Source organism: Pseudaeromonas pectinilytica, from assembly GCF_054780855.1.
The window spans coordinates 147,667-169,689 of record NZ_BAAGVN010000026.1; the positions used below are offsets into that span (position 1 = coordinate 147,667).

The following is a 22,023-nucleotide window of genomic DNA, read 5'->3' on the forward strand; positions in this document are numbered from 1 at the left end:
TGACCACTATCAATGGGCCTCAACACCTCACTCAGGATGAAGAGCCATACTTGTATTAACAGGAGGAGCGAACTCATGGGTACTGTGTCGACTGTTCAATGTAGTGGCCTGGTGGAACGTCTCAAATGCCTCCATCAAACCACCGATGAGATGGGCCTGAAGCAATGGCTGCAACGGGAGCTGGAAGGCTATGAGGACGCATCGGCCCTGCCTTGGTATCGCATCATCGAATGTCGGCAACGGGGTCTGTTCCAGCATGCCCACAGTGGTCGCCAACAAACGTGCCAAATCAATGAACAAGCTCTGAGCCAGCGGGACTTGGCGCAAGTGCGTTTCCTGTTATTACGCGGGCCTCTGGTGGCCTATCTGGATTGTCACGCTCTGGTGCTGGAGCGCTGGCCGAGCGCGCTGCTGGAGGAGTACAGGCAGATCCTGATCCCGGAACACACCTGCATGCACGCCTGGAAAGAACCCGTGGTCTCCATCAAGGACAAGCTGGTTCTCGGCGTCGATCAGATGCTGCAAGAGTATGTCCCCACCATGAGTCGGGAGATGGACTGCTGTAACCTGTCATTACGGGCCATTCAGCATCGCCGCTGGCAGATCTGAGTGATCCATGCACCACGGGCATCCCGGCGATGCCCACTTTTATGCTGTTGTGCCCCACACCTTCACTGGGCTTTACTATTTATCACCGCAATTATCGCCCCCTAGTGTGCTGATCCACTATTTTTTCTGTCGCCCTCAGAACATGCGTTTTGCTCGCTCCGCGGTCGCGTTACACTGCTCTGCCGCCAATTTGTGAGATCTGTCATGCCTGCACATACCAAAGGGGTCATTTACGCCCTCTGCGCCTTTCTGATTTGGGGCATCTGCCCGCTCTACTTCAAGCTACTGACCGAAGTCCCGGCCAGCGAAATCCTCACCCATCGCATCATCTGGTCCTGCGTCTTACTGCTGGCCCTACTGCTGGGTACCCGCCAGCTCTATCGCGTGCAGGCGGTGCTTCGCTCGCCGCGGCAATTGCTCAACCTGACCCTATCGGCGCTGCTGGTGGCCGGCAACTGGCTGCTGTTTATCTGGGCGGTGAACCATAACCACCTGCTCGAAGCCAGCCTCGGCTACTACATCAATCCACTGTTCAATATCCTGCTGGGCATGCTGTTCCTCGGTGAACGGCTGCGGCGGCTACAGTGGGCGGCGGTGCTGCTGGCGGCGATCGGGGTGGTGATCCAGGTGGTACTGATCGGCCATCTGCCGTGGATTGCGCTGACGTTGGCCAGCAGCTTTGGCATCTATGGCCTCATTCGTAAGAAGATCCCGGTGGATGCCCAGACGGGTCTGTTCGTCGAGACCCTGCTGCTGCTGCCGCTGGCACTCATCTATCTGTTCGGCATCGCCGATTCGGCAACCAGCAATTTGAGCCTGAATAGCAGCCACTTGAATCTACTGCTGCTGGCGGCAGGCGTGGTCACCACGGTACCGTTATTGCTGTTCACCGCCGGCGCCCGGCTGATCCCGCTGTCGACCCTGGGTTTCATTCAATACCTGGGCCCCAGCATCATGTTCCTGCTGGCACTGTTCTATTACGGCGAGCCGGTTCAAGCCGCCAAGCTGGTCACCTTCGGCTTCATCTGGTCGGCACTGGCGCTGTTCAGCTGGGATGGCTGGCGACGCAGCCAACGACTGCGGGCTGCCTCAGTCTGAACCCGTGGTGTAGTCGAGGTGGATAACGCACCTCGACTCGCTGGTTAAGCCGCGCCCAGAGCCCAGTTCACCGCCGCCTGGGCATGCAGCACAGTGGTGTCGAATACCGGCACCGCACTATCCTGCGGCGACACCAGCAGACCGATTTCGGTACAGCCAAAGATGATGCCTTCGGCGCCGCGAGCCACCAGCTCGGCCATGATGTCGCGATAGACCTGCCGCGAGTCGGCATGGATCTGTCCCAGGCAAAGCTCGTCATAGATGATGCGGTGCACCTGCTCCCGCCCGGCCTCTTCCGGCGTCAGCACCTGCAACCCATAGCGCCCCAGTCGCCCGGCATAGAAGCTCTGCTCCATGGTAAAACGGGTGCCGAGCAGGCCAATGCGCTGGATACCCTGGGCCTTCACCACCTGGGCGGTGGCATCGGCAATATGGATCAGCGGCAGGCCGACCCCCTCGATGGCGGACGCCACCTTGTGCATGGTGTTGGTACAGAGCACCAATCCTTCGGCCCCCGCCGCCTTGAGGGAGCGAGCGGCGTCGCTCAGGATCATGCCGGCACGCACCCAGTCCCCTTGTGCCTGCAAGGCCTCGATCTCGGCAAAATCCACCGAGAACAGGATAAGCCGCGCCGAATGCAGGCCACCCAACCGGGTTTTTACCCCTTCATTGATCAACCGGTAGTAACTCTGTGTCGACTCCCAACTCATGCCGCCGATGAGCCCCAAGGTGCGCATAGCTCTCTCCATCCTCTTGCTGCCTGATACCTGTCACCATGGCAATTTCCTGCAATGAAGACAAGGGGCTAAGCCCTAATGCTCATCAGATAAGGCCGAAGGTGTTCCCATGAAATCCCGGCTCCTCTCCAGCAGCCCGGCCGGACGCTACAGACCGAAATGGAAACCGATTGCCAAAAAGCATAAAGGCGGCATGACTATTCCGCCGTTGCCGGTTCAGTTTCCTGCTGCAGCATCATCTTCTCGTGGATGACAAAGAAGGGACGGTAGATCATCCAGCTGTTGAAGATACAAAACAGGCTCATCAGCAGATTATGCCAACTGCCATTGGCCGCCCAGGCGGCGCCCAAGGGTGCTGGTACCGACCAGGGCAGCAAAGCCACAAACCGATCCAGAAAGCCCCACTGGGTCAACTGCCAGGCCAGAATGGCATTCAGCAGCGGCACGGCGATAAACGGCAAAAAGAACAGGGGATTCATGATGATGGGAAAACCGAACAGTATGGGTTCGTTGATATTGAACAGCGAGGGCAGCAGCCCCAGCTTACCCACCGATTTCAGAGTCCGGCTGCGGCTGCGCAGCGCCATCCACACCAGAGGCAGTGTGCTACCGGTGCCGCCAATCAGCAGGAAATAGTCCCAGAAGCCTTGCAAGAAAATATGCGGTAACGGCTCTCCAGCGACCAGGGCCGCCTGGTTGGCCGCCAGATTGGCCATCCAGAATGGCGAGAGCACGCCTGTGATGATCAGCGCGCCGTGAATGCCCATAAACCACAGCAGATGGGCCACCAGCAATGCCAGCAGCAGCGCAGGCAGGGTATCGGCTCCGCTGATCAGCGGGCGAAACAGCTCGGCCATCAATTGTGGCAGCGTGATATCAAATTGCGTCTGTAACCAGACCTTCAACAGACTCAAGGAGAGCATGATAAACAGCAACGGCATGATGAGCTGGAAACCGCGCCGGGTCATCAGCGGCACCTCTTCTGGCATATGGATACACCAGCCACGCCGATAGAAAAGTCGTATCACTTCAATGGCATAAATTGCAGTACATAAGGCAGTGAAGATGCCGAGCCCACCGAGATAACCAAAAATACCCGGTTGCAACGAACTGAAATCGATCAGCATCAAGAAGGCCAGACAGCCGGTGAGACCGGATAGCCGCTCCGGTAACTGGTACGCCTTGGCCAGACTGGCCGCCGTGCCGTAGGCAATGATCAGTGAAATCAGCCCCAGGGTATGGGCATAGACGGGGTAGAGCAGCGGCGACACCAGGCGGGAGACCGCCAGCAGCCACTGCGCCAGGGGATGGACACTATCTGCCAGCACCGGCGGATACAAAAACGGCACCAGCAGGCTACCGATGATGATGAAGGGCATCGCCAGCTGAAAGCCATCCCGCAGCGCCAGCACATGCTGACTGCGCGTCAACCAGTTGGCCACAGGCACCATGCGTTGTTCGATGATGCTGACCAATATGCCCATGGCCTGCAGGTTCACCCCACTCTGTTTGCTCACCCTGCCACTCCTGTGCTGCGGTTATCCAATCCACGCCGATCCCGTCCGCGAGGCGGGAAACTATTTTCCGTCCCTATTCTCGCCATTTCAGCGCTTTGTTTCCGTCATTTCCCGACTCGACTTTGTCATTTTTTCGTCACGATCACACTTTTGAGAGCGGTTTCAGTGTGACTGGCGATCCGGATCACAAACAGGGATAAATCGAACGGAAACCGGTTTCCATTCATCATCCAAACGATCAAGAATCTGCGCCATCAGCTTTTTGAAACCGGAGAAATGGAAATGAAAAAAATCATGCTGTGTTGCTCATCAGGCATGTCCACCAGCTTGCTGGTGAAGAAGATGCAGGAAGAAGCGCTCAAGCGCGGACTGGAAACCGAGATCCGCGCCTATGGGGCTTCGGAGTTTGATGTCCAGATGCCGAACTACCAGGTGGTCCTGCTCGGACCCCAGGTCAAGTACATGCAGCAGGATCTGCAGCAAAAGGCCTCCCAGCACGGCGTTCCGGTCGATGTGATCAACATGATGGATTACGGCATGCAGCGGGGAGATCGGGTCCTGGACCACGCCCTCTCCCTGATCCGTTAACCGTCGGTCGCCAACACTGTGTCAGTGACTACCACAAGGAAATGCCATGAGTACCCTCTATAACCAGTTTGTCAGCGTCATCGAGCGTCAGATCAGCCCGCTGGCCGGACGCCTCGGCCAGCAAAAGTATGTGCAAGCCATCCGGGACGGTTTCATCGCCGCCCTGCCGTTCATGATCATCGGCAGCTTCATGCTGGTGTTCATCTTCCCGCCCTTCTCGCCGGAGACCCAGTGGGGCTTCGCCCGCGCCTGGCTCGACTTTTCAGCCAAGTACCAACCGCAACTGCTGCTGCCCTTCCAGCTCAGCATGGGCCTGATGACCCTGTTTATCTCGGTGGGGATCGGCGCCAGTCTGGCGCGACAGAATGATCTGGATCCGGTGACTACAGGCCTGCTCTGCCTGATGGCATTCCTCTTGGTAGCGGCTCCGCTCAAGGATGGCGCCATCTCGATGCAGTATCTCTCCGGTCAGGGGATCTTCACTGCCCTGCTGACGGCGATTTATGCCGCCGAGGTCTATGCCTGGCTCAAACGCAACAACATCACCATCAAGTTGCCGCCCCAGGTTCCGACCGGCGTCGCCCGCTCCTTCGAGGTGCTGATCCCGGTGCTGGTCATCATCCTGACCCTGCACCCGCTGAACCTGCTGATTGAAAGCGCCACCGGTATGATTCTGCCGGAAGCCATCATGTCACTGGTCAAGCCGCTGGTGGCTGCCTCGGACTCCTTACCGGCCATGCTGTTGGCGGTCTTGCTGTGCCAGGTGCTGTGGTTTGCCGGTATTCACGGTGCCCTCATCGTCACCGGGATCATGAACCCGTTCTGGATGGCCAACCTGGCTGCCAACCAGGCCGCCATGGCTGCCGGTCAAGCCTTGCCCCATATCTTCCTGCAGGGTTTCTGGGATCACTACCTGCTCATCGGTGGCGTCGGCTCGACCCTGCCATTGGCCTTCCTGCTGCTGCGCAGTAAAGCCGCCCACCTGCGCTCCATCGGCAAGATGGGCATAGTCCCCGGCCTGTTCAACATCAACGAACCTATACTGTTCGGCGCGCCGATTGTCATGAACCCGGTGTTCTTCCTGCCCTTCCTGCTGGTGCCTATGATCAACGCCACTCTGGCCTGGTTCGCCGTGGATATGGGTCTGGTGGCACGCGTCATGTCACTGACCCCCTGGACCACCCCGGGCCCCATCGGTGCCTCCTGGGCCGCCAACTGGGCGATCAGCCCGCTGTTACTGAGCCTGTTCTGCATGTTCACCGCCGCGGCCATGTATTACCCCTTCCTCAAGGCCTACGAACGCACCCTGCTCAAGCAGGAAGAGGTCGACGAGCAAGAAAGCCCGACTCTGGCCGCCGTACCGGCGCGCTGATCCCGACTGACGTTGCAACCCGGGCCGCTGTACCCAGCGGCCCTCATTGGAGAGTTCATCATGCAGTACCGTTTTCCGGACCATTTCTGGTGGGGTAGCGCCTCCTCCGCGGCGCAAGCCGAAGGGGCCAGCCTGCAGGGCGGCAAGGCCGCGACCATCTGGGATCACTGGTTTGCCACCCAGCCTCACCGCTTCCACCAGCAGGTCGGCCCGGAGCACACCTCGGGTTTCTACCAGCATTTTCGCGACGATATCGCCCTGATGCAGCAGCTGGGCCACAACAGCTTCCGCACCTCCATCGCCTGGGCCCGGCTGATCCCTCAGGGCCGTGGCGCGGTCAATCCGGAGGCTGTTGCCTTCTACCACGCCATGATCGACGAGCTGCTGGCCAAGGGCATACAGCCGTTTATCTGCCTGTTCCACTTCGACATGCCGCTGGCCATGCAGGAGCTGGGCGGCTGGGAGAGTCGCGAGGTCATCGACGCCTATGCCGAATTCGCCGACACCTGCTTCCGCTTGTTCGGCCACAAGGTCAAACACTGGTTCACCTTCAACGAGCCGATAGTGCCGGTGGAAGGCGGCTATCTGTACGACTTCCACTACCCGAACGTGGTGGATTTCCGCCGCGCCGCCACGGTCGCCTACCACACCATGCTGGCCCATGCCCAGGCGGTGGTGCGCTACCGGGCCCGGCAGCTGGAGGGCCAGATTGGCATCATCCTCAACCTGACCCCCTCGTATCCGCGCTCCCAGCATCCGGCGGATCTGAAAGCGTCACAGATCGCCGACTTGTTCTTCAATCGCAGCTTCCTCGATCCGGCGGTCAAGGGCAGCTATCCGGCGGAACTGGTGGCGCTGCTGCAGGAGTATGACCAGCTCCCCGCCTGCGAACCCGGCGATCGGGAACTGCTGGCCGCCGGCACCATCGACCTGCTGGGCGTCAACTACTACCAGCCACGCCGGGTCAAGGCGCGCAGCCATGCCATCAACCCCGCCAGCCCCTTCATGCCGGAGTGGTTCTTCGACTACTACGAGATGCCGGGTCGCAAGATGAACCCGCACCGCGGCTGGGAGATCTACGAGCAGGGCATCTACGACATCCTGACCAACCTGCGGGACAACTACGGCAACCTGCCCAGTTACATCTCGGAAAATGGCATGGGCGTCGAGGGCGAGGAGAAGTTCAAGGGCGGCGATGGCCAGATCCAGGATGAGTACCGGATCGGCTTTATCCGCGACCACCTGACCTGGCTGCACAAGGCACTGCAAGAAGGCTGCGCCTGCCAGGGCTATCACCTCTGGACCTTCATCGATAACTGGTCCTGGAGCAACGCCTACAAGAATCGCTATGGCTTCATTCGCCTGGAGCTGGCAACTGGCGAGCGGCGCATCAAAAAGAGTGGCGAATGGTTCGCCGATGTATCACGACGCGGCGGTTTCTAACCCCGGCGCCAATCCGGAGGTGGCCCCTTAGGTCACCTCCTCAGGAAGAGGAACACAGCATGTTTGATTTAGAAGAAACCGTGATGGGCATCATCATCAACGCCGGACAATCCCGCAGCCTCTGTTACGAGGCGCTGCGCCAGGCCAAGCAAGGGCAATTTGCCGAGGCCGACGATCTGCTGCGCCAGGCGACCGAGTCCGCCAATGCGGCCCATGCGGTACAGACCCGACTCATCGAGGCCGATCAGGGCGAGGGCAAGATCCCGGTGACCCTGGTGCTGGTGCACGCCCAGGACCATCTGATGACCTCGATGCTGGCCAAGGAGCTGGTCACCGAGCTCATCGAACTCTATCGCCGTCAGGCCGCCTGAGCCCTGGCTCCTCGAGGAATTGCAGATGTTACGACTGGGACTGGACATTGGCGGCACCAAGATTGAAGGCCTGCTGCTGGATGCGCAGGGCGGCGTGCTGTGCCGACGCCGCATCGCCACTCCGACACAGAGCTATCCGGAGTTCCTGCACGCGCTGCTGGACTTCATTGTCGGCTTTGGTGAGGAGGCGACGCCGCCGTTTTCCATCGGTATCGGCTTGCCCGGTGCCGTGCGCGCCGACAATGGCCGCATCAAGAACTCTAACTGTCTGATCCTCAATGACCAGCCTCTGCGTGACGATCTGCAGGCGGCGCTGGGCCACCCGATCTGGCTGGCCAACGATGCCGACTGCTTTACCCTGTCGGAAGCCATCGACGGTGCCGCCCAGGGCAGTGCCGTGGTGTTCGGCGTCATTCTGGGCACCGGCTGTGGCGGTGGTCTGGTGGTGCACCAGCAGCTGCTGGTCGGCCCCAACGCCATCACCGGCGAGTGGGGCCACAATCCGCTGCCCGGCTATCTGCCGGAGTGGGATGGCCCGGGCCAACCCTGCTACTGCGGACGCAACAACTGCATCGAGCGCTTTGTCTCGGGCACCGGCTTTGCCGCCCGGTTTGCCCAGAACCATGGTCAGCCGCTCAGCGCCCCGGAAATTCTCGGTGCCGCCGCCGGTGGCCTGCAAGCCGCCCGGGAGCACTACCGCCACTTTATCGATGCCCTGGCGCGCAGCCTGGGTAGCGTCATCAACCTGCTGGATCCGGATGTCATCGTCTTCGGCGGCGGCCTGTCGAATGTGCTGAGTCTGTATCAGGATCTGCCCACCGCCCTGCTGCCCTATCTGTTCACCGACAGCTGTCGCACCCGGCTGGTTCCGGCGCGCCATGGCGATAGCAGTGGCGTGCGCGGTGCGGCCTGGTTACCGGCCCTGAACGGAGGAGTCGCGCCATGATGCCTGCCGCGCTGAGCACACCGCAGATCCTGCGCGGCCACGTCCAGCACTACGCCTGGGGTGGACGCCACCTGATCCCCTCGCTGCTGCAACAACCCGGGGGCGATCAGCCCTGGGCCGAGCTGTGGTTTGGCAGCCATGAACAGGGGCCGACCCGGGTACCCGGTCTGCAGACCACGTTGCGCCAGTTGCTGGCGGATCAGCCACTGCCTTACCTGCTCAAGGTGCTGGAAGTCGCCGAATGCCTGTCGATCCAGGTGCATCCGGATCGCCAGCAGGCCATCGAAGGCTTTGCCCGCGAAGAGGCCGCCGGGATCCCCCGTGAGGCGGCAGAGCGCAACTATCGGGATGCGAACCACAAGCCGGAAGTCATGGTGGCGTTGACCCACTGCCATCTGCTGTATGGCTTCAGTGAGCCGGCGCGGATCCTGGCGCGGCTGGCCCCTTACCCCAGTCTCGCTTCCCTGGCCCACCTGCTGCGGCGCACGGGTCTGGAGACCCTGTACCGGCGGGTGCTGCAACTGAGCCTGGCCGAGCGCGACACCCTGCTCGGACCGCTGTTGGCCCAGGTGATCCCCGCCTACGAGCAGGATTTCTGGGATCAGGAGAGCCACGAATTCTGGCTGGCCAAGGCGGCGCAACAGCAAGGCGGCCGCGAGTGCCGGGATCCCGGACTGCTGCTGATGCTGCTGATGGAGCTGCTCGAAGTCGCGCCCGGCGAGGCCATCTTTCAACCGGCACGCCTGCCCCATGCCTATCTCCATGGCTGCAACCTGGAGTTGATGGCTAATTCGGACAATGTGTTGCGGGCGGGATTGACCGGCAAACACGTCGACAGCCAGGCGCTGCTGGAGGTAGTCGATATCGCGGTGCGGCCACCGTTACGCATCCAGCCGTTGCAGCTGGAGGCCGGATGCACCAGCTATCCGCTGCCCAGCGCCGAGTTTCACCTGTTCCATCTCCACGGTCAGCAGTCGCAATGGTTACCGGTGCATACCGGCCCCGGACTGTTCCTCAATCTGGGAGATGTCATCCACCTCTCCTGGCCTGGCGGCGAGATCCGCTGCGCCCGGGGCGAAGCCCTGCTGATCCCGCCCGACTGTCGATGTCGGCTCGATGGCAGCGGCGAGCGGAACCTCTACTTCGCCTGCTGACATCGCAGACCCGGTTTTAACGCACCCGATCCAGACCTCACCATCCTGAGCCGATGGCGGTCAGCTTCACCCTTGAAACGTCAAAAAGGCGTCAAAGGAAACCGACTTGCTCGCAAGTCACTTCAACATCACAAGGAATGATAACAATGAACCTCAAGACCCCTACACGTCTGATCCCCACCCTGCTGGCACTCGCTCTGGCCCCGGCCGCCCATGCCGTCGTCGAGACCAATGGCGACTTTGGCAAGTTGAGCCTGGGCGGTGATGCCGAACTCAACCTCAATGCGGCCAACACCAGTGCTGGAACCCTGATGGGCCAGAGCCATCAGCAGGATCGCTGGGATATGGACGGCCGCCTGCTGCTGAACTTCGCCGCCATCAAGGAGCTGCCGAGCGGTGCCTATGGGCAGGTGGTGATCCAGCCCACCGTCTCGGTCAACGCCGGAGCCAGCGCCGATGATGCCTGGCTGGGCTTTGGCAAGAAGGCCGGTTGGGGCATGAAGGTCGGTCGCTTCGAAGCCTACGATCTCTTTCCGCTCGGGCAGGACATCTTCGTCGAACACTCCGGGGATAGCGCCAATGACCTCTACAGCGATGGCCACGGCTACGTCTATATGCTCAAAGAAGGGCGCGGCCGTGCCGGTAAGGGCGGTCAGGTGCTGCTGAACCAGCAAGCCGGCAACTGGTATCTGGAGCTCTCCACCCTGATTGGCGACCGCACCAACCTGTTTGCCAACCAGCAGTACCATGGCTATGAGGTGACCAAAGAGAAGGATTCGCTGATCGCCCGTCCGGTGGTGGCCTGGAAGAACGAAAACTTCAAGCTGGCCCTCGGCGCAGAGAGCAACCTGATCTCCGATGCCATGCTGGCCAACGGCGAATCCGTCTCCAAGCGCAACGGCTACGGCCTCACCTCGACCTGGAGCCAGGAGAACCTGACTCTGAATGCCAACCTGGCGCAGATGTCGGCGGTGGAAGAAACCGACAGCACCGCTGGCGTCAACCTGGTATGGCAACAACTGGGTCTGGGCTACATCTATGCCATCAACGACATCGAGAGCGCCAATACCGCCACGAATGCCGATTATGGCGATCTGGTCGGCAAGCATAAGATCCACACCACCTATGCCTCCTACAAGATCCCCAGCGTGCTGGAGCTGCAGAACTTTGACATCTACCTGGGTGCCTACTGGTCACAGCTGCAACCGGATTCCGAAACCGTGTCCAATATGGACCGCTACGGTGGCCGCGTGCGCTTCAAATACTTCTTTTAATTGACTCCAATGGAACTGTGTCCACTTTGCTTTTGGCCGGCTTTGCCGGCCTTTTTTGTGATCATAGGGCTCACAATTGGCGTTTGCGCTGGGTCACACCCCCTGGCTGTGTTATCCTGAAACGAGTTAGAACCGGTTACCAGGATCAACGCCATGGCCAATATCACCGATGTATCCCGACTTGCGAATGTCTCCAAGGCAACCGTCTCGCGGGTGCTGAGTGGTACCCGCGGCGTGCGCGAAGAGAGCCGGCTGGCGGTGTTGCAGGCGGTGGAGCAACTCAACTACCGGCCCAACGCCATGGCCCGTTCATTGGCCAACCAGAGCACCGACTGCATCGGCGTGATCCTCTCGGCCCGGGAAACCGGCCGTATCACCAGCCTGCTGCCGTTACTGGAGCGCGAGCTGAGCCAGGTCAACCGCCATCTGCTGATCCGCTTCGCCGAGGGTCAGGCCCAGCAACAAGCCGCCGCCGATGAACTGCTCGGTGGCCGTTGCGATGCCATTGTGGTGATCGGGGCCAGCGCCCCGTTGGCCCGGGACGAACGGCTGATCCAGCTCGATGGCGTCGCCGAAGCCAGTGATATCAACCTCAGCTACGATTTCGTGTTTGCCTGTGAAAGCGCCTGTCGCTTTCTGCTCGGCAAGTCCCACCGCCAGATCGCCCTGCTGGTCGAGAGCCTGACCACGCCCAGCGGCCTGCAGATGGTGCAGGGCTATCAGCAAGCGCTGCAGCATCAATCCCTGCCCTATAACCGCCAACTGGTGATCGAAGCCGGAGACAATCAGCAGGCGCTGCTCGGCCTGTTGAACCGTTATCTGCCCTTTACCGCCCTGGTGGTGCAGCACGATGCCCAGGCCGCCGAAGCCATGCGTCTGCTGCGGGAGTTCAATTTGCAGGTGCCGCAGGATGTCTCCATCGTCAGTCTGGAAGGCTCGACCCTGGCCAGCCAGCTCAATCCGGCCCTTACCTGTATCGAGTACCCCAGCGAACGTCTGGCCCAGGAAGCGGTGCGTCTGACCCTGCAGGTCCTCGGCGGCCACGCCCTGCCCTCGGCGGAGCAGCAGAAGTTCACCGGCCGTCTGGTGACTCGGGATTCGGTGCAGAATCGCTGAGGGTGTTGGCGAACACCCTTTGCCCACGCTCGGTCATCTTGACCGGCAGTGACTGCGGCTCTGAGCGAGCCTCGGCCCTGCGCTTGGGCCACTGCTAACTGGCTCTACTCTCTACTGTAGATATGGTTATCGGCTGACTACGCCAGCCGTTCGCCATAAGCCTGTCGAAGGGTTGTCAAACTCGGTTTTGTCGATTGATTTGATTGGTTCGTTTCCGCCCCATCCGCTGGGGCGATTTGCCAACCTGCCGTTGGCGGGGGCGGGTCAAGGGGGAAAAGGCCTCCCCCTTGGCAATCCCGGGCCCAGGTTTATGCCGACTGTCGGGAAAGCCCCTCGCTCCGGGCCGCTCTTCACCGGCCGGGAGCCACACGCCATCCCTGGCGTGACGCTCCCTCTCCCGGTCATCCTGACCGCTCACCGCCTCCGATCCCCCCTCCCCTCGGCCCAACAGACGGCGCGGGTTTTGGTTAACCAGTCAAAGCCAACAAAATGTGACTCAGCCCATGTGAATCCATTTTCCCCAGCAGGCAAAGTGCGGTAGTTTAAAAACACAAATAACTCAAGGTTATTGCCGTGAGTGACAGCTTCGCCCGACGCACCAAGGCACTGTGGCAGCCGTAAGCCAGGGGCGGTAGCCATGATGTTTGGTGAAAATAGTCATTCATATACAAGGCTGTAAGCTTTAATACTTAGAAAAATATAACTCCCACTTAATAAGTCGTAATAAAAAAATAAGCTTAAAATTGAAATGAAAAATGAATTACCTATAAGAACATCTCTGCTAAACCGGCCTATTCGTACCAACTATACCAGCAGTGAGATACTTTTAATACGGAGAGATGTTTAAATGATGCATGAGAAATCCAGAACTATCTCACACGAAGAAATAGTTAATTCTTCCAGATTGGGAAGCAAACCGAGTGACGACTACATGCAAGTTGTCGACATGCTGGATAATATTGTTCGAGAGTGCATTTATGTGTCACGGAGCTATAGTGGTATCGAATCCCCAAGTGCAAAGCACTACTATTCATCTGTCTTGTTCACTGCGCTAGTTAACAAAGGCATCACCCTCGCCCAGATCATGCCTTTGACCCCGTGGGTAGATAAGAAAATCGAGCACTGGGACTATGCATCAGCAGCAGGCATTGTTAGAACTATGCTGGAGTTACGGATCGCGTTCTACTATTTGTGCAGCGAAAAATGTGATGAAAAAGAATGGGAGTGTCGCTGGAATATATTCAACCTCCACGACTGCACATCTCGAATCCGTATGTTCACAGCAATGGAAAACAATGAAGAAGTAGATATTTTATCAAATATTGCCGATCAAATACGTACTCGACTCATAGAGAATTCATTCTTTGAATCCCTGCCAGACAAAAAAAAGAAGGCTGCTTTAAATGGCCAGTCAGCCTATCTTTTTCCGCTCGAGGATATAGCTGAAAAAGCTGGAATTGAGAAATCTCAGTTTAGGTGGCTATACGTTTTCCTTTCATCCCACGTCCATGCCTTACCGATGTCTTTCTACCGTATTGGCGAGGAGCGAGGTCGGAGCTTACCAACGCCTGTAGAGGAAGGCTACACCAAATTATGCCTATCACTTGCATCTACATTCCTCGTAAATACACGTGATGATATTCATTTTTTGTTCCAGGATTTCAAAGAAAGATCTGATGAAATAATTGAAACAGAAAGTAGAAAAGCCCAAGAATTATTCGAAACGAAAACTAACTTGGCGTCATCTGAAAGCATCAGGGTTGGTGATACGAAAGTACTTCTATCAACTGAGGCCATGATCATTGAAGCCACCCTGATACAGGATGGCATATTAGAAGTGCGTTACCTGGATACTAAATCAGGCGCAGTTGTGCTGCAAAGCACGGAGTCAGAATCGGGCACATACCTCGATCTTTATGATCTCTACTACTGGACATTCATGCTAAATGGCGAGCGCGTAACCAACGATCAAATGAGCTTCATGGATGGAGACGATTTTGTCTTCAAAGCCGACCCTTATACAAGAACACTACATTTCAAACACGGTTAAATAATTCCGTGCTAGCACAATTAATGAATCACGCAATCGCGTACATAATTTAATAAAGCAGGTATTACATCACCAGAACAGCATAATGACAAAGACCAGTTTTTATAAAAACTAATTCCACACTGCTATCTATTAACACATAAACTCACGGGATTACTTTCATGGCTAAGTTTTTAAACACCAGCGCGACCAATTATTTTTTGGAAGAATTGATTAAAGATGCGAAAGAACGGTTGATTCTGATCAGTCCGTTTCTGAAATTGAATGATCGGATCAAGGAGTTATTGGCGGACAAGAACCGTTTGAAGATTGATGTGCGGATTGTGTATGGCAAGAGTGAATTGCAGCCGGAAGAGATCAACTGGCTCAAAGAGTTGACGTATATCCGCACCAGCTTCTGCAAGAATTTGCATGCTAAATGTTATCTCAATGAAGAGATGTGCATTATCACCAGCCTGAATCTCTATGAATTCAGTCAGGTTAATAATAACGAAATGGGAGTGCTGATCCAGCGCCCAGACGATAACGAGTTATATCGTGATGCATATGATGAGGCACAACGGATTATTCGGGTCAGTGATGAAGTCAGAATATCCCTGGAGCGTGTGGTCGATCCTGCCGTAGAGAAAGAATCAGCACCCGCTGCCGATGATGCAGGTGAGACTAATGGACAGGGGAAATTAACCTCTTCCAAATTGGCGATCAAGCTGGGTCTCAAAACTCACGACCTGATGGATAAACTGGCGGCAGCCGGTCTACTCGAACCCCGTGATGGCAAGCATTACATTACCGCCAAAGGCAAAGAAGCCGGTGGTGAATTCAGAATGAGTCCAAAATTCGGCCCTTATTTCCTGTGGCCTCAGGATTTATCGATTTGATTATTAGAGAAGGTACGGATAAATCACATGAGACGAAAGATAGTCTTTTCAGGCTTTTGCAAATAAATGGATACAAATCCAATTTCAATACAAGAGCCGCTTATTCGCACCTTCCATAACCGCTTTTTCGATTATATCTTGCATCTTCACCGCTCACGTTAATCCAATAAATGATGGCCACACTATTATTAGTCAGCAACCAGCTCATAATGTTCAACGGTGGGGAATGGATCATAGAAATGGTGCAGTAATTGTCGCCATTCCTGATATTGGGTCGAACCACGAAAACCCTGGGTGTGATCCTCAAGGGTTTGCCAATTCACCAGCAAAATATACCGGGATGGTGTTTCGAGACAGCGTTGCAATTGGTGTGACACATAACCGGGCATCGACGAAATGATCGCAGAGGCCACGGCAAACGCCTGTTCAAACTCGGGTTCTTGCCCGGAAATTACATTCAATACCGCTACTTCAAGAATCATTATTCAACCCCGCTCTTTCCCGCTTACGGTTAAAACATCATCTTGCCCACGCTACCGTAAAGCAGCAGCCAAGGAAACGGCGGAGTCTGAATGAACGCGGCCCTCTCTGTTGGAATTTGCTCACGCTCAGCAACCAATAGCATTGAACCAACGCCCCTACTCACCCAAGCCCGAAGCCGTCTGCCGGGCCGAGTGGAGGGATGAACGGAACCGGTGAACGGTCAGGATGACCGGGAGAGGGAGCGTCCGCTCATCAAGCCCTGTGCCGCCCCGAGCGGGAGGCTGGGTGGAGGGAATGAGCCGCATGGATGCGGCGAGAGTCTGCGCTGGCACAGGGATGTGCCATCGCTGACGGTCACGGAAGCCTGCCGGTAAGCGAGGATCAGGCGGCAGTGGGCGCAAAGGCCCTGGATTGCCAAGGGGGAGGCCTTTTCCCCCTTGGCCCGCCGCCGTCCACCGCAGGTGGGCAGATCGCCAACGTCTGCAAGGCGGAAACGGACACAACCGGGTCGAGGCCGACCCTGTAAGCAGCCGTGCCGCTGCCTTACAGCGGCTCCAGCCGGGCGTACGCCACCACCAGCCACTTGCTACCCTGGTCATCAAAGTTGACCTGGATACGGCTCTGCGGGCCTATGCCCTCGTAGTTGAGGACCGTGCCTTCACCGAACTTGCTGTGCAACACCCGCTGGCCAAGACGGAAGCCGGTGCTGTCGAAGCTCTCCTGGGCAAACTCGTTGTTGAAGCGGTTGCTGGAGGCCACCGGTTGCGCCCAGCTGACCTGGGTGCGCAGCCGCACCTCCTCCAGACACTCGCTCGGTAGCTCCTTGAGGAAGCGGCTCGGTCTGTGGTGCATCTCCTGACCATACAGGCGACGGTTCTCGGCGTGGGTCATATACAGCTTCTGCATCGCCCGGGTCATGCCGACATAACAGAGTCGGCGCTCCTCCTGCAGTCGCCCGCTCTCCTCGCTGGATTGCTGGCTGGGGAACATCCCCTCCTCGACACCGACCATGCACACCAGCGGGAACTCCAGCCCCTTGGCGCTGTGCAGCGTCATCAACTGCACCGCCACCTCGAACTCGTCGGCCTGGGATTCCCCCGCTTCTAGCGCGGCATGGGCGACAAACGCCGTCAGCGGTGCCATATCGCTCATCTCCTCGGAGGGCTGGAACACCCGGGTGGCGTTGACCAGCTCCTCGAGGTTTTCGATGCGCGACTGCCCCTTCTCGCTCTTCTCCGCCTGATACAGACTCCAGAGGCCACTTTCGCGGATCACCCGATCGGTCTGCAGATGCAACGGCAGCTCGCTGGTGTCGGTTTCCAACCGGTTGATCAGCGCCAAAAACTGGCTGACCGCACTGGCGGCGCGTCCGGCCAGCACCCGCTCTTCACACAGTTGCCAGGCGGCCTGCCACAGGTTCAGCCCGCGATCCCGCGCCGCCTCGCGAATGAGACCCAGGGTGCGATCGCCGATGCCGCGAGTCGGGGTGTTGACCACCCGCTCGAAGGAGGCATCATCACCGCGATTGCCCAGCAAGCGCAGATAGGCCATGGCGTCCTTGATTTCCTGCCGTTCGAAGAAGCGCAAACCGCCGTAGATGCGATAGGGCAAGCGCTCCTGCAGCAGCGCCTCTTCCAGCACCCGGGACTGGGCGTTGTTGCGATACAAGATGGCGCAATCGGAGAGCACACCGCCCTGCTCGCGCCAGGCCTTGAGGCGCCCCACCACGAAGCGCGCCTCGTCGATTTCGTTATAGGCGGCATAGATGGAGATGGGCTCGCCCTCGCCGCCTTCGGTCCACAGCTCCTTGCCCAGCCGCTCGGCGTTGTTGGCAATCAGCTGGTTCGAGGCCTTGAGGATGGTGGCGGTGGAGCGGTAGTTCTGCTCCAGCCGTATGGTGCGCGCCCCCGGATAATCGCTGAGGAAGCGGCTGATATTCTCCACCTTGGCGCCGCGCCAGCCGTAGATGGACTGGTCATCGTCGCCGACGATCATCACCTTGCTGCGGTTACCCGCCAGAATGCGGATCCAGGCGTACTGGATGGCGTTAGTGTCCTGAAACTCGTCCACCAGAATATGCGCAAAGCGCTGCTGGTAGTGGTCGAGGATATGCGGCTTGTGCAGCCACAGCTCGTGGGCCCGCAGCAGCAGCTCGGCAAAATCCACCAGACCTGCGCGATCACAGGTCTCCTGATAGACCTGATACAGCTTGTGGTAGGTGCGCGAGGCGACATCGCCGAACGGCTCTATATCTTTGGGCCGCAGGCCGTCGTCCTTCTTGCCGTTGATGTAGCCCATCACGGCGCGCGGCACCCACTGCTTCTCGTCCAGATTCAGCGATCGCACCACCCGCTTGATGAGGCGCAGCTGATCGTCGCTGTCGAGGATCTGGAAATCTTGCGGCAAACCGGCATCCAGATGATGGGCACGCAACAGGCGATGGGCGATGCCGTGGAAGGTGCCGACCCACATGCCGTGATGGCTGTGCACGCCGCCGATCCCGCCACCGAGCAGCTTCTCGATCCGACCGCGCATCTCGGCGGCCGCCTTGTTGGTGAAGGTCACCGCCAGGATGGAAAACGGTGATGCTCGCTCGACACCGAGCAGCCAGGCAATGCGATGGACCAGCACCCGGGTCTTGCCCGAACCGGCGCCCGCCAGCACCAGCAGGTTCTCCAGCGGGGCGGCTACCGCCTCCCGTTGTCGGTCATTGAGACCATCGAGCAGGGTTTCTACGTCCATCACCACTCCTGAGAATTTGTACAGTAGTGGCGATTATACACAGACCCTTTGCCAGAGCCGAGAAGAATGGTGGCATGGGAAGAACACAAAAAAGAGCAATGCATCCGCAGGGATGCATTGCTCAATTTCAGGCGCGGCACAGGCTGACGCTCTGGCCGCCAGGCAGTTTTTAGAAAGTCAAACTGGTCTGGACAACACCACCAAACTGGTTGTTACCGGCATAGGTGCCGGCCAGGTCGAGGTGGAACAGATCGCCAGGAGAAATGCCCAAGCCCGCGCTCAGCGAATCATCCAGATTGTCTTTCAGATCGTGGCGGTAACCGGCGCGCAGTTGGGCCCATTGCCACAGATCCCACTCGGCACCGAGCGCCATCATCTGCAGATCATCTTCACCGGCATCGAAGCTGGCATAGGTGCCGCTCAAGTCGGTGAAACGCCTCTGGGCCAGTAGATCGGCATCACCATTGAAGGTCAGCTGGCCCCAGCGATAGCTCACGCCGGCGGTCGGCACGGTTGACAGCTCATAGGTCGCCTGCACGCCATCGGTCAGCGGCGCATCCAGATCCCGTTTGACCAGATTCTTGATGGCGAGGCCTGCATCCCAGCCATTCTCCCAGCTGGCGGCCACACCGGCATCGAGGTTGAAGCCGTTCTCACTGCTCTGGTACTGGTCATCGGTGATGTCACCGAAGTCGCCGTCGACGGCATTGGCCACGTAGTTGAGAACCTTCAACTTTTGCGCCTTGGGAGTCACCCCAACGGACCAGCGCATGCCATCGGCATCGAACGACTTGGCCAAACTAACCCCTAACTCGCTGACCATAGCCCCCATGGCAATCGCCCGGGACTGCACATTGTCTTGATCGGTGGGCAGGGTGAGAACCAGACCATTGCCCAGATCCTGCTCGGCAAAATCCGCCTGATTGATGTCGGCGAACGCCTGCAGATCGGCGTAGCCATTGGCCATCACAGCCACTGACAGCGCCTCAAACGGCAGCGCCACCACCATGCCAGCCCCGGCACGGGCATAGCCGCTGTCACCGGCCAGATCCTGCAACTGGCCGGTAGTCTGGTCGTTCAACTGCTGTAATCTGGCCTGATTTTCAGCACTGCCGTTAGCCTGATAGGCATCATAGGCATCGCGATACTCATCATAGTTATCGCTCAGGTCATCCACCTGACCGCTCAGATCATCCTGGTCGTACACCTCGGCACCCACCACCGGCAGCAGGATGCCAACATCATCATCCGCCTTGGCAAACGCCAGGCGCGCCGGGTTATAGAGCGGGGCACTCAGATAGCGGGCACTGGCCACACCGGTGCCGCCCATGGCCTCTTGTCGAGCCTCGAAGGCATAAGGCACCGCCATAGCCGCCGAACTGACAGCGCCCAGCGCCCAGCGCCAAAGTAAGCAACGAAAGGGTAAAACGTGAGGGCATCATCAAGCCGTACTCCTTGATTATTAATAACTTTCCTGCCGAACACCTTCGGCGTAGCTACCCTAACAGATGGCCGGCATCCCGGCCACAGCGACCTGTTCGTCGTTCAAAACACCAAATCAGGGTGCGCTACGTACCAACCGAAGCTGGTAGTAATCGTTATTGAAGTAGTGACCGATGTCACCAAAGAAGTAGTATAAAATATAGGCTCTATGAGAATCGCCAGCCACGGCCGACGAACTCCAAAAATTACCATCAGCCGATGTATTGGGGAAGCGCGCCAGATTAATTGCCGGACCCGCGCACTGGTATTCGACTAGGGAGCTCAACTCCTTAATATTGGGCACTCGCCAATCGGTAAACCCGGCAAAACCACCTCCACTATTCACCGTTTGCGCCCGCTGCAATGCCTGTGGCCAGATGAAGGTTTCGACACTGCCGCTCGTGCAATCGGCGCCAGATTGTCCTTCAGAACACTGTTTCCACATCAGCCCAGTCTTAAGGTCTGTGATGGTGCCATCGCCATTATCCTGCAACTGGCTATCCGGCGTACTGGCCGGAATCGACTCTGGTCGACAAATTTGGGCCTGAACCGCCCCGGCCATCAACGAGAAAAGTAAAAAAATCAGCCCTGTCCATGTTTTGTTATGCATTGCTTGCTCCTTGTCATCCAACAGCCGCACAGACGCAGCACCGGTTGTGGGGTAATTTAATGTTGATCACGTCCAGCGCCCTGTGTGGGGTTGCTACGCACCAACCGAAGCTGGCTGCTGCCGGACTTGCTGCTATAATCGGTGTTGCCATCCTTGAAGGCGACGCCCCAAGCACTGCCACTGTTAGCAGCCGACGAGCTCCACCAGTACCAGTTTTGCGGCGCATCGGGAAAGAACCGAGTATCGATCGTTGGGCCCGGAGCGGGAACGCTGTAATCCACCAACCCCAGCAGTTCAAGTATCGTTGGCAACCGCCAGTCGTGATAGCCACACAGCCCTGCAGCGTTGACAGCAGCAACATAGCCTTGGGTATCACAAAGGATACCACCGCTACATCGACCACCATTTTGCCAACCAGCATCGCCGCCATTGGTTGTTGCATCCGGGTTGTACCAGCTATAGGTATGCTTTTTATCGCGCAGTCCACCATCATCGGTACGGATTTCCCACAGCAGGCCGGTGACATTGTCTTGAACGCAGCTCCACTCGGGGGCCGAGGCGGCTAGCGGCTGACCGCTGCTACTCACCTTGGTAAAGCTAAAGCCGGCATGGCCATCGCTGTCATCGTTGGCGCTTACATCCCGCCCCGACTCGGCATCCTGACCCGGAAAATCCGCCACCGGACAGGGTAGCGACCAATTGCTAAAATCGGCACAGCTAGTGATGCCAGTATCGTTGAACTTGCCGGTCCCAACCGTCTCGGTACGATTGTCCACCGTAACACTCTGACTGAGCAAATGTTCGCCACCACGATCATCGGTGACCATCAGGGTGACGGTGTAAGTTCCGGCCACTTGATAACTATGCTGAGGCTTCTGCTCGGCGCTTTGGTTTTCACCACCCACCGCAGGCTCCCCAAAATTCCACAGATAGCCGACGATACGACCATCGGCATCCACCGAGGCGGAACCATCAAACTGCACAGCCAGATGGTTGACCTGCACGCTGAAGCTAGCGGTAGGCAACTGGTTTGCCGCCACCACATTAACGCTGGCACTCTGACTGGCTGTCGCGCCCTTATCATCGGTCACCGTCAGGGTGACGCTGTAGGTTCCAGCGGCGCTGTAACTGTGACTGGAGGTCTTGCCGCTGCTAGTCGCGCCATCGCCAAAGTTCCAGCTGTAGCTGGCAATGCTGCCATCGCTGTCGCTGGAGGCGCTGGCATCAAAACTGGCAACTAGATCAGCCTCGGAATGAGTAAACGCAGCGGTCGGCGCCACATTGGCCGCCACCACGCTAACGCTGGCGCTCTGGCTGGCTGCTGCGCCCTTGTCGTCGGTAACCGTCAGGGTGACGCTGTATGTTCCCGCCGCCGCATAGCTGTGGCTGGCGCTCTTGCCGCTGCCAGTCGTGCCATCGCCAAAGTTCCAGCTGTAACTTGCGATGCTGCCATCGCTATCGCTGGAGCTACTGGCATCAAAATTAGCAACTAGGTCAGTCTCCGAATGAGTAAATGCAGCGGTTGGTGCCACATTCGCCTTGACCACGCTGAC

Annotated in this window: 19 protein-coding genes; 12 read left to right on the top strand and 7 right to left on the bottom strand. The window is 58.1% G+C overall.

Going from position 1 to position 22,023, the window contains the following annotated elements; translation table 11 throughout:
• The first annotated feature begins 75 nt into the window (after positions 1-75).
• Positions 76-609, top strand: coding sequence for an AbiTii domain-containing protein (locus ACYVG7_RS02685; RefSeq protein WP_460881706.1), 534 nt, complete (start codon positions 76-78; stop codon positions 607-609).
• A gap of 204 nt (positions 610-813) precedes the next feature.
• Positions 814-1,707, top strand: coding sequence for an EamA family transporter RarD (gene rarD / locus ACYVG7_RS02690; RefSeq protein WP_460881707.1), 894 nt, complete (start codon positions 814-816; stop codon positions 1,705-1,707).
• A gap of 44 nt (positions 1,708-1,751) precedes the next feature.
• Here the strand turns inward: rarD and ACYVG7_RS02695 are convergent, their stop codons facing one another.
• Both ACYVG7_RS02695 and ACYVG7_RS02700 read right to left on the bottom strand, forming a co-directional pair.
• Positions 1,752-2,444 (bottom strand): aspartate/glutamate racemase family protein, encoded by a 693-nt coding sequence (locus ACYVG7_RS02695; RefSeq protein WP_460881708.1) that lies wholly within the window; start codon positions 2,442-2,444, stop codon positions 1,752-1,754.
• A gap of 197 nt (positions 2,445-2,641) precedes the next feature.
• Entirely contained in the window at positions 2,642-3,961 is a 1,320-nt protein-coding gene (locus ACYVG7_RS02700) for a PTS sugar transporter subunit IIC (RefSeq protein WP_460881709.1), read from the bottom strand.
• Positions 3,962-4,243: 282 nt separating this feature from the next.
• Here ACYVG7_RS02700 and ACYVG7_RS02705 point away from each other — a divergent pair, with 282 nt between their 5' ends.
• From ACYVG7_RS02705 to ACYVG7_RS02750, 10 genes are all read left to right on the top strand, one after another.
• Complete coding sequence (locus tag ACYVG7_RS02705) at positions 4,244-4,549, top strand: PTS sugar transporter subunit IIB (RefSeq protein ID WP_460881710.1); 306 nt, start codon at positions 4,244-4,246, stop codon at positions 4,547-4,549.
• A 46-nt stretch (positions 4,550-4,595) separates the two neighbouring features.
• Positions 4,596-5,921, top strand: coding sequence for a PTS sugar transporter subunit IIC (locus tag ACYVG7_RS02710; RefSeq protein ID WP_460881711.1), 1,326 nt, complete (start codon positions 4,596-4,598; stop codon positions 5,919-5,921).
• Positions 5,922-5,981: 60 nt separating this feature from the next.
• A complete protein-coding gene (locus ACYVG7_RS02715; RefSeq protein ID WP_460881712.1) occupies positions 5,982-7,364 on the top strand; it encodes a glycoside hydrolase family 1 protein in 1,383 nt (460 codons plus the stop codon).
• Positions 7,365-7,423: 59 nt separating this feature from the next.
• Positions 7,424-7,735 carry a PTS N,N'-diacetylchitobiose transporter subunit IIA gene (gene chbA / locus ACYVG7_RS02720; RefSeq protein ID WP_460881713.1) on the top strand — a complete coding sequence of 104 codons (312 nt, stop codon included), beginning with the start codon at positions 7,424-7,426 and terminating at the stop codon, positions 7,733-7,735.
• 25 nt (positions 7,736-7,760) lie between these two features.
• Positions 7,761-8,681 (top strand): ROK family protein, encoded by a 921-nt coding sequence (locus tag ACYVG7_RS02725; RefSeq protein WP_460881714.1) that lies wholly within the window; start codon positions 7,761-7,763, stop codon positions 8,679-8,681.
• The gene (gene manA / locus ACYVG7_RS02730; RefSeq protein WP_460881715.1) at positions 8,678-9,835 is read left to right on the top strand and encodes a mannose-6-phosphate isomerase, class I; all 1,158 of its coding nucleotides are present in this window, start codon (positions 8,678-8,680) and stop codon (positions 9,833-9,835) included. Before ACYVG7_RS02725 ends, manA begins: the two co-directional genes overlap by 4 nt.
• Positions 9,836-9,981: 146 nt before the next feature.
• Complete coding sequence (locus tag ACYVG7_RS02735) at positions 9,982-11,109, top strand: carbohydrate porin (protein ID WP_460881716.1); 1,128 nt, start codon at positions 9,982-9,984, stop codon at positions 11,107-11,109.
• 153 nt (positions 11,110-11,262) lie between these two features.
• Positions 11,263-12,225, top strand: coding sequence for a LacI family DNA-binding transcriptional regulator (locus ACYVG7_RS02740; RefSeq protein WP_460881717.1), 963 nt, complete (start codon positions 11,263-11,265; stop codon positions 12,223-12,225).
• Between the two features lie 847 nt (positions 12,226-13,072).
• The gene (locus ACYVG7_RS02745; protein WP_460881718.1) at positions 13,073-14,275 is read left to right on the top strand and encodes a DUF5677 domain-containing protein; all 1,203 of its coding nucleotides are present in this window, start codon (positions 13,073-13,075) and stop codon (positions 14,273-14,275) included.
• A gap of 161 nt (positions 14,276-14,436) precedes the next feature.
• On the top strand, positions 14,437-15,153 hold the full coding sequence (locus ACYVG7_RS02750) for a phospholipase D family protein (protein WP_460881719.1): 717 nt from the start codon (positions 14,437-14,439) through the stop codon (positions 15,151-15,153).
• Between the two features lie 188 nt (positions 15,154-15,341).
• Here the strand turns inward: ACYVG7_RS02750 and ACYVG7_RS02755 are convergent, their stop codons facing one another.
• From ACYVG7_RS02755 to ACYVG7_RS02775, 5 genes are all read right to left on the bottom strand, one after another.
• Complete coding sequence (locus ACYVG7_RS02755) at positions 15,342-15,635, bottom strand: antibiotic biosynthesis monooxygenase family protein (protein WP_460881720.1); 294 nt, start codon at positions 15,633-15,635, stop codon at positions 15,342-15,344.
• Positions 15,636-16,179: 544 nt separating this feature from the next.
• Positions 16,180-18,378, bottom strand: a complete 2,199-nt coding sequence (uvrD, locus tag ACYVG7_RS02760) for a DNA helicase II (protein ID WP_460881721.1) — start codon at positions 18,376-18,378, stop codon at positions 16,180-16,182.
• A gap of 169 nt (positions 18,379-18,547) precedes the next feature.
• A complete protein-coding gene (gene traF, locus ACYVG7_RS02765; protein ID WP_460881722.1) occupies positions 18,548-19,747 on the bottom strand; it encodes a conjugal transfer protein TraF in 1,200 nt (399 codons plus the stop codon).
• 189 nt (positions 19,748-19,936) lie between these two features.
• Positions 19,937-20,470: an Lcl C-terminal domain-containing protein gene (locus tag ACYVG7_RS02770; protein ID WP_460881723.1), complete on the bottom strand. Its 534-nt coding sequence runs from the start codon at positions 20,468-20,470 to the stop codon at positions 19,937-19,939.
• Between the two features lie 56 nt (positions 20,471-20,526).
• Positions 20,527-22,023 (bottom strand): PKD domain-containing protein (locus ACYVG7_RS02775; protein WP_460881724.1); only part of this gene is annotated, 1,497 nt, incomplete at its 5' end.